17 protein-coding genes are annotated in these 15,387 nt (G+C 68.2%); 9 read left to right on the top strand and 8 right to left on the bottom strand.

Going from position 1 to position 15,387, the window contains the following annotated elements:
* Positions 1–175: 175 nt before the first annotated feature.
* The 5 genes from purK to aglJ all read right to left on the bottom strand — a co-directional run bounded on the left by purK (position 176) and on the right by aglJ (position 5,736).
* Positions 176–1,357, bottom strand: a complete 1,182-nt coding sequence (gene purK / locus C461_RS02515) for a 5-(carboxyamino)imidazole ribonucleotide synthase (RefSeq protein ID WP_007998368.1) — start codon at positions 1,355–1,357, stop codon at positions 176–178.
* Between the two features lie 89 nt (positions 1,358–1,446).
* Complete coding sequence (locus C461_RS02510; RefSeq protein WP_049906225.1) at positions 1,447–2,181, bottom strand: hypothetical protein; 735 nt, start codon at positions 2,179–2,181, stop codon at positions 1,447–1,449.
* Between the two features lie 92 nt (positions 2,182–2,273).
* Positions 2,274–3,422, bottom strand: coding sequence for a cell division protein FtsZ (locus tag C461_RS02505; RefSeq protein WP_007998366.1), 1,149 nt, complete (start codon positions 3,420–3,422; stop codon positions 2,274–2,276).
* 73 nt (positions 3,423–3,495) lie between these two features.
* Positions 3,496–4,602 carry an AI-2E family transporter gene (locus tag C461_RS02500; protein WP_007998364.1) on the bottom strand — a complete coding sequence of 369 codons (1,107 nt, stop codon included), beginning with the start codon at positions 4,600–4,602 and terminating at the stop codon, positions 3,496–3,498.
* A 66-nt stretch (positions 4,603–4,668) separates the two neighbouring features.
* Positions 4,669–5,736, bottom strand: a complete 1,068-nt coding sequence (gene aglJ / locus C461_RS02495; RefSeq protein ID WP_007998362.1) for an S-layer glycoprotein N-glycosyltransferase AglJ — start codon at positions 5,734–5,736, stop codon at positions 4,669–4,671.
* A gap of 150 nt (positions 5,737–5,886) precedes the next feature.
* On the opposite strand from aglJ, the gene C461_RS02490 reads away from it, so the two are divergent.
* Positions 5,887–6,267 (top strand): DUF7522 family protein, encoded by a 381-nt coding sequence (locus C461_RS02490; protein ID WP_049906223.1) that lies wholly within the window; start codon positions 5,887–5,889, stop codon positions 6,265–6,267.
* Positions 6,268–6,271: 4 nt separating this feature from the next.
* Here the strand turns inward: C461_RS02490 and C461_RS02485 are convergent, their stop codons facing one another.
* Positions 6,272–6,631: a response regulator gene (locus C461_RS02485; protein WP_007998359.1), complete on the bottom strand. Its 360-nt coding sequence runs from the start codon at positions 6,629–6,631 to the stop codon at positions 6,272–6,274.
* A gap of 235 nt (positions 6,632–6,866) precedes the next feature.
* Between C461_RS02485 and C461_RS02480 the strand changes: the two genes are divergently transcribed.
* The 6 genes from C461_RS02480 (at position 6,867) to C461_RS02455 (ending at position 11,514) form a co-directional block, all read left to right on the top strand.
* The gene (locus C461_RS02480; RefSeq protein ID WP_007998357.1) at positions 6,867–7,898 is read left to right on the top strand and encodes a phosphate signaling complex PhoU family protein; all 1,032 of its coding nucleotides are present in this window, start codon (positions 6,867–6,869) and stop codon (positions 7,896–7,898) included.
* A gap of 92 nt (positions 7,899–7,990) precedes the next feature.
* On the top strand, positions 7,991–8,173 hold the full coding sequence (locus C461_RS02475) for a DUF7525 family protein (protein WP_007998355.1): 183 nt from the start codon (positions 7,991–7,993) through the stop codon (positions 8,171–8,173).
* 50 nt (positions 8,174–8,223) lie between these two features.
* A complete protein-coding gene (locus C461_RS02470) occupies positions 8,224–8,451 on the top strand; it encodes a DUF7123 family protein (RefSeq protein WP_007998354.1) in 228 nt (75 codons plus the stop codon).
* A gap of 176 nt (positions 8,452–8,627) precedes the next feature.
* The gene (locus C461_RS02465) at positions 8,628–9,056 is read left to right on the top strand and encodes a CoxG family protein (RefSeq protein WP_007998350.1); all 429 of its coding nucleotides are present in this window, start codon (positions 8,628–8,630) and stop codon (positions 9,054–9,056) included.
* A complete protein-coding gene (locus C461_RS02460; protein ID WP_007998347.1) occupies positions 9,053–9,859 on the top strand; it encodes a nitrilase-related carbon-nitrogen hydrolase in 807 nt (268 codons plus the stop codon). The genes C461_RS02465 and C461_RS02460 overlap by 4 nt, the downstream gene beginning before the upstream one ends.
* A gap of 629 nt (positions 9,860–10,488) precedes the next feature.
* Positions 10,489–11,514 (top strand): presenilin family intramembrane aspartyl protease PSH, encoded by a 1,026-nt coding sequence (locus C461_RS02455; RefSeq protein ID WP_007998345.1) that lies wholly within the window; start codon positions 10,489–10,491, stop codon positions 11,512–11,514.
* A gap of 57 nt (positions 11,515–11,571) precedes the next feature.
* On the opposite strand, the gene C461_RS02450 is transcribed toward C461_RS02455, so the two are convergent.
* Complete coding sequence (locus C461_RS02450; RefSeq protein ID WP_007998343.1) at positions 11,572–12,093, bottom strand: PUA domain-containing protein; 522 nt, start codon at positions 12,091–12,093, stop codon at positions 11,572–11,574.
* Positions 12,094–12,225: 132 nt separating this feature from the next.
* Positions 12,226–13,263, bottom strand: coding sequence for an HD domain-containing protein (locus C461_RS02445; RefSeq protein WP_007998342.1), 1,038 nt, complete (start codon positions 13,261–13,263; stop codon positions 12,226–12,228).
* A gap of 316 nt (positions 13,264–13,579) precedes the next feature.
* Between C461_RS02445 and dapA the strand changes: the two genes are divergently transcribed.
* The gene (gene dapA / locus C461_RS02440) at positions 13,580–14,596 is read left to right on the top strand and encodes a 4-hydroxy-tetrahydrodipicolinate synthase (RefSeq protein WP_007998340.1); all 1,017 of its coding nucleotides are present in this window, start codon (positions 13,580–13,582) and stop codon (positions 14,594–14,596) included.
* A complete protein-coding gene (gene dapB, locus C461_RS02435; protein WP_007998339.1) occupies positions 14,593–15,378 on the top strand; it encodes a 4-hydroxy-tetrahydrodipicolinate reductase in 786 nt (261 codons plus the stop codon). The genes dapA and dapB overlap by 4 nt, the downstream gene beginning before the upstream one ends.
* Positions 15,379–15,387 lie beyond the last annotated feature (9 nt).

The following is a 15,387-nucleotide window of genomic DNA, read 5'->3' as shown; positions in this document are numbered from 1 at the left end:
CCGACTCCCTCGCGCTCGGATTCGCGCCCGTTGGGCGCTCACCGGAGCGCGCCACCGCACGACCTAGTTATAAACGGTCGTCGCAGCCGCTCTCGGTTATTTATAAACAACGTCGCCGTCGGGGGCTGCAATACTCACTCCCGCCATCGTTCAACCCGAGGACAACGCTCCGCAATTACGAATCGCGGAACGTCAGTCCATCTCGAAGCGTTCGCGCCTGTGAGAGCAGGGCGTCGCGGTCGACGTTGTCGCCGTCGCCTCCCGCGCCGTCGCCAGCCGTCACGGTCAGGTGCCCCATCTTCCGGAGCGGGCGCACGTTGTCTTTGCCGTACCAGTGGAGGTCGGCGTCGGGTGCGGCCAGCACCTGGTCGACACCGCGGAGCGTCGCGGGCTGTGTCTCGTCGACGTCCCCGAGCACGTTCGCCGTGACCGCGGGTGCGACGAGGTCGGTGGGGCCGAGGGGCCACCCAAGGACGGCTCGGACGTGGTTCTCGAACTGGGAGGTCCGCGCGCCTTCGATCGTCCAGTGGCCGGAGTTGTGCGGGCGCGGCGCGATCTCGTTGACGAGCACCTCGCCGTCGCGCGTCTCGAACAGTTCGATCCCGTAGACGCCGCGGCCGTCGAGAGTGTCGAGCACGTCGCGGGCGACCGCCTCTGCCTCCGCGACGACCGAGTCCCCCGTCCGGGCCGGCGCGACGCTCTCCCGGAGGATCTCTTCGCGGTGGAGCGTCTCGGTGACGGGGTACGTTCGCGTCTCGCCGTCGGCGCCGCGCACGCCCATCACGGCGATCTCCCGCTCGAAGTCGACGAACCGCTCGGCCATGGCGTCACCGCCGACCGCGTCGAGCGCGTCCGCGGCGTCTTCGGGCCCCTCCACCGGCGCGTTCCCCCGCCCGTCGTAGCCACCCTCGCGGGCCTTCAACATTACGCCGCCGAACTCCTCGGCGACGCGTTCGAGCCCGTCGGCGGTCGCGACCGGAACGAAGTCGGGAACGGCGATCCCCGCGTCCGCCAGCGCCTCGTTCTGCACGAGTTTGTCTTGGATCGTCCGGAGGGTGTCGGGATCCGGGTGGACGGGCAGATCGTACTCGGCGCTCACGTCGGCCAGCAGGTCGGGATCTGCCAGCTCGATCTCGAAGGTGAGCGCGTCGACGCGGCTCGCGAGCTCGCGGACGCCCTCGGGGTCGTCGAAGTCGGCGACGATCTGGTCGCTGACGACGGGCGTCGCGGGGCAGTCCGGCGTCGGGTCCAACACGACGAGTTCGACGCCGAGCGGCGCCGCGGCCTCACCGAGCATCCGACCCAGCTGTCCGCCGCCGACGACGCCGAGCGTCGGTCCCGGAAGGGTGATCGACATACACGGCCGCGTACCCTACGTTGGTGCATAAATATTCTCACATCGAACGACAATAGATCCACGATCGTGGGATAAAGCCTCGTTCGCGGCTACAGCTCGACCGCCGCGAGGTCGCTTTCGAGCCCCTCGACGAACTCGTTGTACGCGTCCACGAGGCCGCGGAACGGCTCGGCGTACTCCCGGACGTCGGCCGCCGAGGGCGCCTCGTACTGCGAGAGGAGGTAGAGTCCCCCGGATCCGCCGACTCGGAGGTACGAGACGGTTCCCTCGTCCCACTTCAGCTCCCAGCGGTCGCCGTCGACACGGGCCGTGTACGTCCCGTAGTCGTCGCCCTCGTAGCGGTGGATCTCGCCGGCCATGACGGTGCATGCCTCGCGGATCGCGTCCAGCACGCGGTCGCGCTCGGCGACGACCCCGTCGGTCGACGCCGGTTCCGGGAACTCGGCGCTCACGCCGTCGAGGACGCCCGACAGCGATTCGACGTACTCGTTCCACGCCGCGACGAAGTTCGCGTAGTCGCCGAGCGCGCCCGCGAGGTCTTCTGGGTCCGGCGGCTGTTTCGTCGAGATGACGTACACGTCCGACCCGGATTTCGGGGAGAACAGCAGGAACTCCAGTTCGCCCGCCTCGTGTTTGACGGTCCACGTCCCGCCGGACGTCGACAGCTCCGTCCGTCCGTAGTCGCCGCCCTGAAGGCGAGCGAGCTGATAGGCGATCGTTCCGGCGTGATCGCGGACCGCAGCGACGAGTTCGTCGCGCCGGTCGGCGACCGCGTCCGTGTCGCGCACGTCGAGGTCGATCCCGAGGTCGGCGTGGGTGGTCACGGACACACTGGGCGCCACACCGGGTTAATCAGTTCGGGTCGAGGCCGGTCGCGCCGCTTCGCGAACCGCATCCGTCACGCAAGTCGCATCGGTCACGCGATCGAGTCGCGTATCTCGCGGATCCGCGCCGGCTCGTCGATCCCCGATCGCACCACCACTGTGAACACCGCGTCGCCGTCCGGAACCGGCGCGTCCCCGCTCAGAATCGCGCCCGACCCGGTCTCCTCGGCGAGCCACCGGCGACCGTCGGCGATGGCCTCGCGGTTGAGCCACGCGGGCGGCCCGCCGACCACGAGCAGGGTTCGATCGGCCCGTCCCTCCGGGACCTCGACCGTCGATTTCCCGCGGGCCGCTTTCCGGATGGTGGTCTCGATGGCCGACACCGCCGCACTGGTGTCGACCTCCGCGGGCTCGTCGGAGCCGAACAGCCCGAGCCCGAACCGCGATTTCGACGCCGGCGCCTCGACCGCCTGCGTGGCGTAGCCGACCGCGGCGATCTCACCGTCGTCGCCCACCGCGCGGGCGACGTCGCTCGCGTCGAGCACCTGCTGTGGGGTCGACGCCGCGTCCTCGGCCTCGCCGGCGCCGAACAGCGCCGCGATACGTTCGACGACGACCTCGTTTATCCGATCGCGGGCGTCCGCGAGCCGCTGCCCGCTCCCGAGCCAGTCGGCGTTGTCGAACGGGAACACCGCCGCACACCGGTCGGAGAGCGCGTCGATCGTCCGCGCCGCGTTCTTCTCCGCGAGCGGGCGCTCGGGGGGTTGCTCGGTCGCGCCGGCGGCCGCACCGGTGGCGGCGGGATCGGCCCGGCTGGGCGCCGACTCAGCGGGCGTCGGAAGCAGCCCGAGCGCGTACACCGGGGCGTCGTAGAGCCGTCCGATCTCGTCGACGAGCGCGGGTGCGACCCCGGCGCCCGCGCCGCCACCGAGGCCGACGACGAGCAGGAACGCCTCCGCCAGCGACGGCTGCTGATCGTCCATCGCGCGGCCCAGCTCGCTCGCGTGTGCGTCGCCCAGCCGACGGCCGGCGTGGAGGTCGCCGTCGAGTCCGTCGCCGCCGGCCGCGTCGCCGAATCGATACCGCTGCGACTCGTCGAGCGAGCCGAGCGCCTCGAGGGCGGCCGCGTCCGTGTCGAACGCGTTGACACCCTGGAGGAACCGGTCGCCGTCGTGGTCGACTGCGAGCCGGTCGGCGATTCGGCCCCCGGCGCCACCGAGGCCAATGACGTGTACACGCATACGTCACCCCGGTCGTCTACGAGAGATTTAGCTCTTCTGTCGGCGCCGAGCCAGCACTCTCCCGCGGGCGCGCTCAGAACTCGTCGAGTTGCCGCTGCCCGCGCGGGACCGCCGGACCGGTGTCCTCAGAGTTGCCCCCGAGAAGCCGGATCAGCGCCGTGTCGGCGAACGTGAGCGCCAACACGAGCACGATCGGCGCGAGGAACAGCCCGTGGAAGCCGAACACGACCGGGCCGAAGATGTACGCGAGCATGAGCAGTCCGACGTGTGTGGTCTTCCCGCTGAAGTACGGCCGGAGCACGATGTCGGGAATCGTGTCGACGACGATCGCGGCGACGACGAGGAAGCCGGCGACGTACGCGAGCAGTGCGAGCTCATCGCTGAGGATCGGTGGTATCGCGGTCGCGGCCGCCAGGGGGAGGTACACGATCTTCATCCCGATCACGGGGATGAGGCTGGCGATCCCCGTGAGCGCGCCCGCGAGCGCCGGGTACGGAACCTCGACGGCGGCCGGCGCGACCACGTTGTACCCGGTGTAGGTCACGACGGCGATTATCGATATCGCGATGACGTTGAGCAGGTTCCCGTACAACACCGCTTCGAGCTCCGCGTCAACCGCTTCGAGGTACTCGCGGACGACCGCGTCGTCGTCGAACATGAGCAGCCAGTCGTGGAAATTCGAGCCGTCGAGCAGCAGGTAGTAGGTGACGATGATCGTGATAAGCAGGTTGAGGACGAGCCCCGACAGCGTGCTCGCCAGCAGGCCAGCCTGTTCGGAGACCAACTCGATGAGCGGATCGAGCTGTCCCGACCGATACGCTTCGAGGACTCCGTCGAAGGTCGGATTCGAAAGCTCCGCGAGGTCGCCAACCCACGAGTTCTCGGCGCCGATCGTTTCGGCGACTGGATACTGTTCGATGAACCGCCGCGCCTCGATCAGCAACAGGAGCACCGTGTAGCTCAACAGCGCGATCAGCGGGACCGCGATCACCAGTAACGAGATAACGGCTCGAACCCGCGCGGGGAGCTTGAACCGTTCGAGCTCGTAGAACAGACGCCGCGTCGAGTAGTACAGAAAGACGGCGACCGTGAGCGGGGCGACGAACCGATACGCGATAAAAAGCGTGACGGCCGCGACAGCGAGACCGAAGAGGGCGATGACGAACCGCTTTTCATCCATGCCGGTTCATCTCCGCCCGTCGACATAAATTATTGGGGGTGGCCGGGCCGGAGACGCGCCGGTCGGTCAGTTGTCGCCGTGTAAGGGCGGTTCTGTCCCCTCACCGCTAGCGATCGACCCCTGCGTCGAGCGGTCCGTTCGTTCATCTGTCGACTGCTCCGGCGCCCGGTCTGCCGGCCGGTCCGCCCGCTGGCCCGACGCCGAGTCGCCCGTCCGATCGGCCGCGAGCCGCTCGTACCGCGCCACCTGCTCGTGGTGCAGCGAGTGGATCATATCGGCGAGCACGCCGAAGATAAGCAGTTGGATCCCGAGGATCGTCGCGCCGACGGCACCGATCGCGATCACCTCGTGGCTGATCCCGAAGGCGAACCACCGGTAGAGAACGTACGCGGTCATGATCCCGCCCGCGGTCGTCGAGATGGCTCCGAGACTTCCGAAGTAGAACAGCGGGTTGTTGGTCTTCGCTTTTCGGTACAGTTCGAGGAATATCACGCCGCCGTCGCGGATCGGATGCAGGTTCGTCGCCGAGCCGCCGGGGCGCTCGCGGTACGTGATCGGGACGACCGCCACGGACAGTTGGTTTTTGACGCACTCGACCGCCATCTCGGTCTCGATGCCGAACCCGTCGGCGGTGAGGTGGAGTCGGAGGAACGAGTCGCGAGTGAACGCGCGGTACCCCGAGAGGATGTCGCGAAAGTTTTTGCCGTGGATCGTTCGGAACGAGAGGTTGATGACCCGGTTGCCGATCCGGTTCAGTCGCGTCATCGCGCCCGGCCGCATGTCCGCGAACCGGTTGCCGATGACGTGGTCGGCGTCGCCCGCGAGGAGCGGGTCGAGCATGGCGTCGACATCCGTCACGTCGTACGTCGCGTCGGCGTCGGCCATCACGACGTACGGCGCCTCGATGTGGTCGCGGACCGCCTCGCGAACGGCCTGTCCCTTCCCGCGCCCGGACTGTTCGACGACTCGCGCGCCCGCCTCGCGGGCGGCACTCTGCGTGCCGTCCGTCGATCCCCCGTCGATCACGAGCACTTCGTTGATCCCGGCATCGCGGAACGCCTCGACGACGCGCGCGACCGTCTCGACCTCGTCCATCGTGGGCAGCAGGACGCAGACGTCGTCGTAGTCGCTCATTACGCGGTCGATAACGCGGGAGTCGCTAAACTCTGTCCCTCCGGTTCGGCGAGGAGGCGGAACAGATCACGACGTCTGTCACGCAGTGGCCTCGCGGTCGGTTCTGCGGCCACCCATACGCTCATGTATCCGACGATCGATCGTGATACCATGTCACACTCTATCGATGCGTACGCCGACGAACTGCTCAGCGCAGCGCGGACGGCGACGGGCGACGAGCTCCGCAGTCTCACGTACTTCACCGCGGACGACGTCGACCAGTTGTACCTTCGCAGCGATCTGAGCCGGACGGCCGATCTCGTCGGGTTCGCGGAAAGCGAACGCAACGGCTTCCACGCCCAATCGCTGTACGCCGACACCCAACTGGGCGACTACCGATTTACCGTACGCGTGTTCGAGAACGGCTACCTCACTCGGGTGATCGACGGCGAACACGGCGTGTGGGTGACTACCGATTCGATGGACATCGACCGGTTCGAAGAGCTCGCGAGCGCGCTCGCGACGATCCTCCGCTCGTTCGATCCGGTCTGATCGGTCAGTCGAAGTGACTCTGGAGCTCCGGAACGAGCTCGTCGGGGTCGACCGGCTTCGTCACGTAACCGTCGGCGCCCGCCTTCACGGCCTCCATCATCTTCTCTTGCTGGTCGACGCTGGTGCACATCACGATCACTGCTTCCGGCCAGCGGTCTTTGATCGCGGCCGTCGCCTCGATTCCGGTCATCTCCGGCATGACGACGTCCATCGACACCGCGTCCGGCTCGTACGCCTCGAACAGTTCGACCGCCTCCTCGCCGTGCTCGGCCTCGCCGACGACCTCGAACGGCCCCTCGAGAGCGTCGCGGACGACGGTCCGCTGAAACGCGGAGTCGTCGACGACGAGTACCCGCTCAGTCATGCAGCGAAGTTATCCGTTGAATGGCATAAGCGCGCGGATCGCGCGAGGACGTGGCACGATCACGACACGATCACGGCGAGGAGACGGTGCGATCACGACAGACGCGGATCGGACGGCGCCGCAACGGAAGGCCCGGTCGACACCGCCGAACCGAGACATAATACCTTGTATATCGCGCAAAACGTATAATGACCATAGGAACAAGGTTAAGGTCGATCCCGCGGTACCGATACGCATGGAAACGCGGAAAGTCCAGCGGTTGGGTCCGTCGACGCTGGCGATGACCCTTCCCGCGGAGTGGGCGAAAGAGCACGGCGTCAATAAAGGCGACGAGGTCTCGCTGCGGATGGGCGGGAAGGGAACGCTGACGGTGCTTCCGGAGTCGGTGAGCACGGAGGAGTCGGAGGCGGTTATCAACGCGGACGGGCTCGACGCCAGGTCGTTGGAGCGGGCCATCGTCGCGCAGTACGTGCTCGGTCGGCGCGTGATCCACGTCCGGAGCGAGGGGACGCTCGACAGCGAGCACATCAACGCCGTGTACAAAGCGGAGACGCAGTTGATGGGGCTCGGAGTCATCGAGGAGACGCCGGAAGACATCGCGATCCGGTGTTCCGTCGATCCGGAGGACTTCACCCTCGACAACCTGCTCGAACGGCTGGAGAACACGGGCTCGACGATGCGCGGCGAGGCCGTGAAGGCGCTCGCGCACGGCAACCCCGATCTCGCTCAGCGAGCGCTCAACCGCGAGCGGCAGGCGAACAAGATCTTCGTGCTTCTGCTGCGGCTGATCTTCACCGCGTACCAGAATCCGAACCTCGCGCGCGCGGTGGGGTTAGAGGAGGGATTCCCGCTCATCGGCTACCGCTCCGTCGCGAAGAACCTCGAACTCACCGCCGACAACGCGGAGGACATCGCCGACATCGTGATGGAGGCGGACGGGCACACGCTCGACGTCGACAGCGCGACGATGCGACAGATCCGCGAGTTCACCGATCAGGTGGACGAATTGACCGTGCTCGCGGTTCGTGCGGTCGTCGAGCGCGACTACGATCTCACCGTCGAGTGCCGGGATCTGTTCTCCCGCCTGGAGGACCGCGAACAAGAGATCCTCAACGAACTCCCGGACGATCTCGACAACGAAACGCTGTTGATGACCCGCGAGGTCCTCGTCAGCCTCCAGCACACCGCGGAGTACGCGATGCGAAACGCCGAGATCGCCGCGAACCTCGCGCTCAACGAGGCGTCGGACCACGTCGAGATTATCTGAATCCGCTCGGCTGCACCGCCGGTTTCACTGCGCGACCGTTCTCGGGTCGCCCCCTTCGCATGAACTAAGTAGCCCCCGGTAAAGCGTCGCGTATGAGCGAAGGATCCATCGAGTCTGACAAGGAAGTCGGCGTGGCGCTCGCGTTGGGGGCCGTCGCGCTTGTGGGCGCCGCGGTGCTGTTCGGCTACCCGTCGCAGATCGGCCGCGCGTGGGGATTCGCGGCCGCGTTCGTCTTCGCGCTTTGCGCGGTGGTCGCCGCCCAAGTGTTCGACTGACGGGACTCGACGAGAAACGGTTAAGAACGTCTGACACCTACCCTCACGGTATGAGCGAGTACACCGAGGAAGAGCAGCGCATCCTCGCGTACCTCACGGACAGCGTCACCCGCGGTGAGCGCTACGTCCGCTCGAAAACGATCGCCGATGCGATCGGTCTCACCGCAAAGCAGGTGGGCTCGCGACTCCCCCGTCTCGCCGAGAAGTCGGACGACGTCGACATCGAAAAGTGGGGACGCGCTCGGTCGACGACGTGGCGCGTGACGCCGCAGGGCTGAACCGAGGTCGGGGACACAGCGAACACGCGCCCGACGGTCAGCCCCGCTTGCGGCCGCGTCGGCGAGCGGGCCGGTCGCTCCGCTCGAACCGTGAGGCGATTCGACTCGCGTATTTTACTCCCCGTCGGCCCGTCCAACTCGCGTATTTTTAATCCCCGTCGGCCCAACGGTATCGTATGACCGTCCGAGTCTCCCGGACGTTCGAGTTCGACGCTCCCGCCGACGAGGTGTGGGCGTTCATTTCGGACGCCGAGAAGCGCGCAGGGGCGATAAGCGTGGTCGACACCTTCGAAGTCCACGGAGAGGGGAGCGCGACGTGGCACGTCGCGTTGCCGATTCCGATGATCCGGTCGACGATCGCCGTCGAGACCGAAGAGGTCGAGCGCGACCCGCCGCGCCGAGTGAAGTTCATCGGGAAATCGCGCGCGTTCCGTGTCACCGGCGAGCACACGATCACGGAGACCGACGACGGGTGTCGACTGGCCAACGAGTTCGTCGTCGACGGCCGACTCCCGGGCGTCGAGTCCTTTTTCCAACGCAACTTCGAGGCGGAGCTCGACAACTTGGAGGACGCGCTCCGGGCGTCGCTGGGGCCGACGGCATGAGAATCGCCTGCGTCCAACTCGGCGTCGAGGGCGGTGCCGTCGAGGCGAACGTCGACGCCGCAGTGGCGCGGGTCCGCGAGGCGGCCGCCGCCGGGGCGGATCTGGTGGTGCTCCCGGAGCTGTTCGACGTCGGGTACTTCGCGTTCGACGCGTACGCCCGCGCCGCCGAGAGCGTCGACGGCGAGCGGCTGGGCCGGTTCGCATCGGTCGCGGCGGACGCCGACGTCAACGTGCTCGCGGGGACCGTCGTCGAGGACCTGTCGGCGTCCGCGGCCGACGGCGTCGACGTGCCGGCGACCTCGGGGCTCGCGAACACGGCGGTCCTCTTCGACCGCGACGGCGACCGCCGACTCGTCTACCGGAAACGCCACCTGTTCGGGTACGGCTCGGAGGAGACCGACCGGATGGTGCCCGGCGAGGCGGTTCCGGTCGCCGACGTTGAGGGCGTGCGAGTGGGCGTGACGACCTGTTACGACCTGCGGTTCCCGGAGCAGTTCCGCGAGATGGTCGACGCGGGCGTCGAATGCGTGCTGGTGCCGAGCGCGTGGCCGTACCCGCGCGTGGAGCACTGGCGGACCCTCGGCCGGGCGCGAGCGATCGAGAACCTGACGTACGTCGCGGCGACCAACGGGAGCGGCGATTTCGACGGCGACGCGCTCTGTGGACGGACGACCGTGTACGATCCGTGGGGGACGACGCTCGCGTCCACCGGCGAGGAGCCGGACACGGTGGTCGCCGAGATCGATCCCGATCGCGTCGCGTCGGTGCGAGAGGAGTTCCCCGCGTTGCGCGATCGCCGGTGAGCGGCGCCCGTCTCGTACGAGGAGTTCGTTTGTCCGCTCGGCGATGATCCGGGACCGCCCCATTTATACCTGAGAAGCGACTACGTCTGAACGCCGAGGTCCGACGCTTTTCTCGTTGGAGTTCGGCGACTAATCCACGCGCCCGTCCCGACCACTCGGGCGGCGACGCCGCAGACAGCCTGGGGGTCCGCTGTTCGGCCGCCGCCCGCCCGCCTCCCGTCACCTCGCTTCGCCTTTCGCCGCGTCCCGTTCCTCCTTCCCGCGTCACGTATCTCGTCTCACCCGCACGTCGCAGTCCGTTCGATCGTCAGCGGTCGTCACGGACACCCCTGTGCAGTATCGCGTTCGATAATTCGGCCGGCACATATTTATCCCGATCCGGACTGGTGAGAAACGCCGCGGACGAAGTCGGCCGACCCCATCCCGTTTCGGGCGGGCCGGCCGGACACTCGCTTCCACCGTCCGTCGTCCGTCGGCTCTCGGACTCGGGTCCACCCGCTCCCACACCGTACCCGGGTCTGTTTCTCACGTCCCGAGAGCCGTCGGCTACTCCGGAGCGTGGTCGGCGGGCGCACCGGGCGCCGGCAAAGCGCAAGGACGAAACCCCCGGATCGCGAATCGACGGTCGAATGTTCCCCCGCGAGTACCGCGGCGTCGCCTTCGTCGTCGGGCTGTTCCTCGTCGTTCAACTCGGCTCGTTGGCGCTGGTTCCCGAGTTCACCGAGAGCGGGTACCAAGCCGTCGAGAACCCTGACAACCCGACGAACAGCATCCTGTACATCCTCGCGATCCTCGTGATGACGGGGCTGATGCTCGCGGCGTTCCGCTACGACCTCGATCAGGGGATCCGGCTCCTGATCGTCGGCGTCTCCGCGTGGCTCTCTTGGTACGTCTTTTCGGCGGTGGTGTCGCCGGCGGCGGCCGCGATACCCGCGATTGCCGTCGGCGTGGGGCTGCTCGTTTATCCCGAGTGGTACGTGATCGACACCGCGGGAGTACTGATGGGCGCCGGCGCGGCTGGGCTGTTCGGCATCTCGTTCGGACTGTTGCCAGCGCTGATCCTGTTGGCGTTTCTCGCCGTCTACGACGCCATCTCGGTGTACGGCACCGAGCACATGCTGTCGCTCGCGGAGGGCGTGATGGACCTGAATATCCCCGTCGTGCTCGTCATCCCGCTGTCGCTGTCGTACTCGCTTTTGGACGCCGAGGAGGCGGGCGACGGCGACGACGAGGCCGACGACGGCGAGACCGGTAGCGACGAGGTCGACGACGGCGGGCCCAGCAGCGATGACGAGCCCGGCAGCGACGACGCCGACGGTGACGACATCGCCGACCCGACCGATATCGAGGACCGTGACGCGTTCTTCATCGGCCTCGGCGACGCCGTTATCCCGGCGGTGTTGGTCGCGAGCGCGGCGACGTTCTCGCCGGCGGCGAGCCTCGCCGTCCCCCTCATCGGGATCAACCTCCCGGCGCTACTCGCGATGGTCGGGAGCCTCGCGGGGCTGGTCGTGTTGATGAGCTGGGTGATCAAGGGCCGCCCGCACGCCGGACTCCCGCTGTTGAACGGCGGCGCGATCGGCGGCTACCTGATCGGCTCCGTCGCGGCCGGCGTCCCGCTGATCGAGGCGATCGGGCTGGCGGCGTATTTATAAGCGACTGTCTCTCTTGCGGCCGATCGTTGCGCCCCGAGAATCCGGATTCGTCGGACGCTACTCGCCGTCCTCGGCGGCCGTGTCGCCGACGCCGTTGCGCACTTTAACGGCCGGTCCGGAGTCGAACGCCTCGGCCTCGGCGCCGGAAAGCTCCGCGCGACCGACCGCAAAGAGGGTGTCCTCGTCGTCGACGACCAGCACCTCGTCACCGGGACGGATGCCGTCGTCGGCCGCCGTGACGAACTTCGCGAACGCGTTGCGGCCCTCGCGGACGAACGGCTCGCTCTCCTCGCCGACGACCATCCGGTGGCGAGGCGCGGCGAACGCCCGCTGGATCGCTCGCCCGCCGGCGACGCCGAGGGTGAATCGCCCGTCGGTGCCGTACGAGACGAGCCGGTCGCCCTCGGAGCTACCCGGCGTGTCGTTGACGTCGCCGCGGATCACCTGCCGCGGTCGGCCGCCGCTCGACTGGCGGACGGTCAGTTCGTCGCTCTCGGGAAACAGCGCGTCGCCCGCCCCGGCGCCGAACTGGTAGTCGGCGCCGGTCCGCAAGTCCGCGAGCACGTCGTCGTCAGTCATACCCGCGGTAGCCGCAGCACCCGGAAAGCCGTTGCGACACGGGCCGAGAGCCACGGGTCGGCAGCTCTCGCCTTCGGGGACCTCCGCTCGCCCTCGCCGACGGGACTGATATCGCCGTCGACGAGTCCCGCGTTACAGCTCGATCCGGTCGACGAGCCGCCCGTTGCCGTCGTCGTCGCGGTGCGTGTTGATCGCGATCGTCCGGATCCGGTCTTCCAAAAGCGACCCCTCGATCTTCGCTTTGAGCAGCGAGTCGACCTGGTAGACGCCGGCGGCGTTGTTCATCTGGATCACGACCTGGACCGGCGTCCCCTCGCCCTCGCGCAGCGAGACGCGCTCGATGGACTGCGAGGAGACGGTGTTGATCCCGCGACCGCCCTCCTCGTAGGGGACCCGCGATCGCCCGCGCTCCATGTCGAGCCCGTCGGCGATCCGGACGACGCCGGCCTCTAAGGTGAGCGGCTGCTCTTCGGTGTGGTGACAGAGGATAGCGTGGAGCACCTCCGCTTTGACGCGCACCTGCTCGGGGACCCCGTAGAAGGAGGGGAGAAGCCGGTCGAGCAGGTCCGCGGCGAGCGGGATCGAGTAGTACGGGTGGTCGTGGCGGTGGACGACGTGGCCGATGTCGTGGAGCGTCGCCGCGAGCGCGATGATCACCGGCTCGTCGGCCTCGTCGAGGCCCTGCTGGCGGGCGCCGTTGAACTCGACGCTGCCGGCTTTCAGCAGGTCGTACAGCCGGAGCGCGCGGTCCCGAACGATCTCGACGTGCTTCGCGCCGTGATCGTTGTACCCCTTTCGGTCGACCGGGTTGACGTTTTGCGCCTCCAAGTACGCCGTGACCTCCGGGTCCGAGAGCAGCCGGTCGAGCACTTCGTTGAGCCGCTCGTCGGGGAAGGCGTGCGTCGCGTCGGGGTCGTACTCGTGTCGGCCGGCGTCGGTGTCGGCGTCGATGTCGACGATGGGAGCACCGGGGTCGGTGTCCGTTTCAACGTCGGAGTCGGCGTCAGCGTCGGTGTCCGTTTCAACGTCGGAGTCGGCGTCAGCGTCGGTGCCGGCGTCAACGTCGGAGTCGGCGTCAACGTCGGAGTCGGCGTCAACGTCGGAGTCGGCGTCAGCGTCGGTGCCGGCGTCAACGTCACTGTCGGCGTCAGAGCGAGCGGGATCGGTCATGAGATCGGAACGGAGGTGACGGCGGCCTAAAAGGGTGTGTGCTCGGGGAACCGACGTCGCGGCGGCGGGGAACGACCGGCCGGGCCCGTTCGGTGGCAGTTTCGACCCGAGGCACAATCTATAAGCGACAGAAGGGCGCAGTACCGGTGTGAACCGACCCGCGTCCGCACGCGGCTCGCCGACGCCACCAGCGACGCGGCTCTTCTCGAAAAAACGCGCGTGATCCGTCCACCGGCGGGAGTGGCGACCCCGTCCCGGACGACCCCCGACCCGCGCGCATCGGTCCGCTGACCGACCCGGATTCACCGCAGTACCCATGACAGACACGACCACCACGACACCCTACGGCACACAGGACGCTATCGACCGCAACCGAACCGACGAGCCCTTCGAGGGCGTGTATCCCGCGATGACGACGCCGTTCACCGCGGACGACGAAGTCGACCACGAGCAGCTCGCCGACAACGCCCGGTACCTCGAACGCGCCGGCGTCGACGGCGTGGTCCCCGTCGGCTCGACCGGCGAGTCCGCGACGATGAGCCACGACGAGCACGTCGACGTGATCGAGACGGTCCGCGACGCCGTCGAAGACGTTCCGGTCATCGCCGGGACCGGCTCGAACAACACCGCCGAGGCGCTCTCGCTCTCGGAGCGCGCGGCCGACGCGGGCGCCGACGGCCTGCTCCTCATCTCGCCGTACTACAACAAGCCGGAGCCACAGGGGTTCTTGGAGCACTACCGAACCATCGCCGACGCGGTCGACCTGCCGCAGATCGTCTACAACGTCCCGAGCCGGACCGGCCAGTCGATCCCCGTCGACGTCACCGTCGAACTCGCGGACCATCCGAACATCCAGGGGTACAAGGCCGCCTCCGGCGATCTCAACCTCATCAGCGAGGTGATCGAGCGCACCAGCGAGGCGGAGTTCTCGGTGCTCTCCGGCGATGACGGGCTCACGCTCCCCGTGCTGTCGATCGGCGGCACCGGGACGATAAGCGTCGTCGCCAACGTCGAGCCGGAGCGCTCCTGCGCGATGGTCGGCGCCGCGCTCTCGGGCGACTACGACCGTGCGCGGACGCTCCACCACGAGCTCTCGCCGCTCGTCCGCGAGCTGTTCGCCGAGACGAACCCGATCCCGGTGAAGGAGGCGATGCACATCCGCGGACGCGGCGGACCCGCGGTCCGCTCGCCGCTCTCCCGGCTCTTCGAGGGACGCCGCGAGTCCCTCCGCGCTCTGTTGGCCGAGTACGAGAACGATGGACCCGGAGCTATCGAGTCGGAAGCCGTCGATCCGGAGGCCGTCGAGCCCGCGACGACGGGGGACGGCGAATGAGCGACGAACCGGTATCGATCGCCGTCACCGGCGCCGGCGGCCGGATGGGTCGCGAGGTGATCTCGGCGGCCGCCGATCGCGACGCCGTCGCGGTCGCGGTCGCGGTCAATCGCACCGAGGTCGACCCCGTGGCGGGCGTCGAAGTCGACCCGGCGGATCGGCTCGGTGAGCTACTCGCGGCGGACTCGCCCGACGTGCTCGTCGATTTCACGGGTCCCGAGTCGGCGGTCGCGTACGCCGAGGCCTGCGCCGCCGCCGGCGTGCCGATGGTCACCGGAACGACCGGCTTCGACGCCGACCAACTGACCCGTCTCCGAGCCGCGAGCGAATCGGTTCCGGTGCTCAAGGCGTCGAATTTCGCACGCGGCGTCGCCGCGCTCCGACGGGCGGTCCGCGAGGCCGTCGCCGCGCTCCCCGGCTACGACGTCGAGCTGACCGAGACGCACCACAACGCGAAGCGAGACGCCCCGTCGGGCACCGCGAAGTCCATCTTGGACGACGTGGAGTCGGTCCGCGAGGACCTCGACGAGCGCGTTCACGGCCGCGAGGGCGACGCGCCCCGCGACCCCGGCGAGATCGGCGTCCACGCCCGACGAGCGGGCGACGTGACCGGTGAACACGAGGTGCTCGTCGCGGGCAACCGCGAGACGCTCGAACTCACGCACCGCGCGGGCGACCGCGGGGTGTTCGCGGAGGGCGCGCTCGACGCCGCCGACTGGCTCGCGGGCCGGGACCCCGGCTGGTACGCGTTCGGCGACGTGCTCGACGCGGGCGGAGACTGACCGAGATGA

Origin of the sequence: Halorubrum aidingense JCM 13560, from assembly GCF_000336995.1 — an archaeon.
GTDB classification, from domain to species: Archaea; Halobacteriota; Halobacteria; order Halobacteriales; family Haloferacaceae; genus Halorubrum; species Halorubrum aidingense.
The sequence above is the reverse complement of the archived record's forward strand: the minus strand, read 5'-3'. Positions and strand labels throughout refer to the sequence as shown.

Coding starts and splice junctions, on each gene's coding strand:
- C461_RS02465 (WP_007998350.1), top strand. CDS start 8,628: ATGACCGTCCGAGTCTCCCGGACGTTCGAGTTCGACGCTCCCGCCGAC.
- C461_RS02460 (WP_007998347.1), top strand. CDS start 9,053: ATGAGAATCGCCTGCGTCCAACTCGGCGTCGAGGGCGGTGCCGTCGAG.
- C461_RS02505 (WP_007998366.1), bottom strand. CDS start 3,422: ATGCGTGTACACGTCATTGGCCTCGGTGGCGCCGGGGGCCGAATCGCC.
- C461_RS02445 (WP_007998342.1), bottom strand. CDS start 13,263: ATGACCGATCCCGCTCGCTCTGACGCCGACAGTGACGTTGACGCCGGC.
- aglJ (WP_007998362.1), bottom strand. CDS start 5,736: ATGAGCGACTACGACGACGTCTGCGTCCTGCTGCCCACGATGGACGAG.
- C461_RS02490 (WP_049906223.1), top strand. CDS start 5,887: ATGTCACACTCTATCGATGCGTACGCCGACGAACTGCTCAGCGCAGCG.
- dapA (WP_007998340.1), top strand. CDS start 13,580: ATGACAGACACGACCACCACGACACCCTACGGCACACAGGACGCTATC.
- dapB (WP_007998339.1), top strand. CDS start 14,593: ATGAGCGACGAACCGGTATCGATCGCCGTCACCGGCGCCGGCGGCCGG.
- C461_RS02500 (WP_007998364.1), bottom strand. CDS start 4,602: ATGGATGAAAAGCGGTTCGTCATCGCCCTCTTCGGTCTCGCTGTCGCG.
- C461_RS02475 (WP_007998355.1), top strand. CDS start 7,991: ATGAGCGAAGGATCCATCGAGTCTGACAAGGAAGTCGGCGTGGCGCTC.
- C461_RS02455 (WP_007998345.1), top strand. CDS start 10,489: ATGTTCCCCCGCGAGTACCGCGGCGTCGCCTTCGTCGTCGGGCTGTTC.
- C461_RS02450 (WP_007998343.1), bottom strand. CDS start 12,093: ATGACTGACGACGACGTGCTCGCGGACTTGCGGACCGGCGCCGACTAC.
- purK (WP_007998368.1), bottom strand. CDS start 1,357: ATGTCGATCACCCTTCCGGGACCGACGCTCGGCGTCGTCGGCGGCGGA.
- C461_RS02470 (WP_007998354.1), top strand. CDS start 8,224: ATGAGCGAGTACACCGAGGAAGAGCAGCGCATCCTCGCGTACCTCACG.
- C461_RS02480 (WP_007998357.1), top strand. CDS start 6,867: ATGGAAACGCGGAAAGTCCAGCGGTTGGGTCCGTCGACGCTGGCGATG.
- C461_RS02485 (WP_007998359.1), bottom strand. CDS start 6,631: ATGACTGAGCGGGTACTCGTCGTCGACGACTCCGCGTTTCAGCGGACC.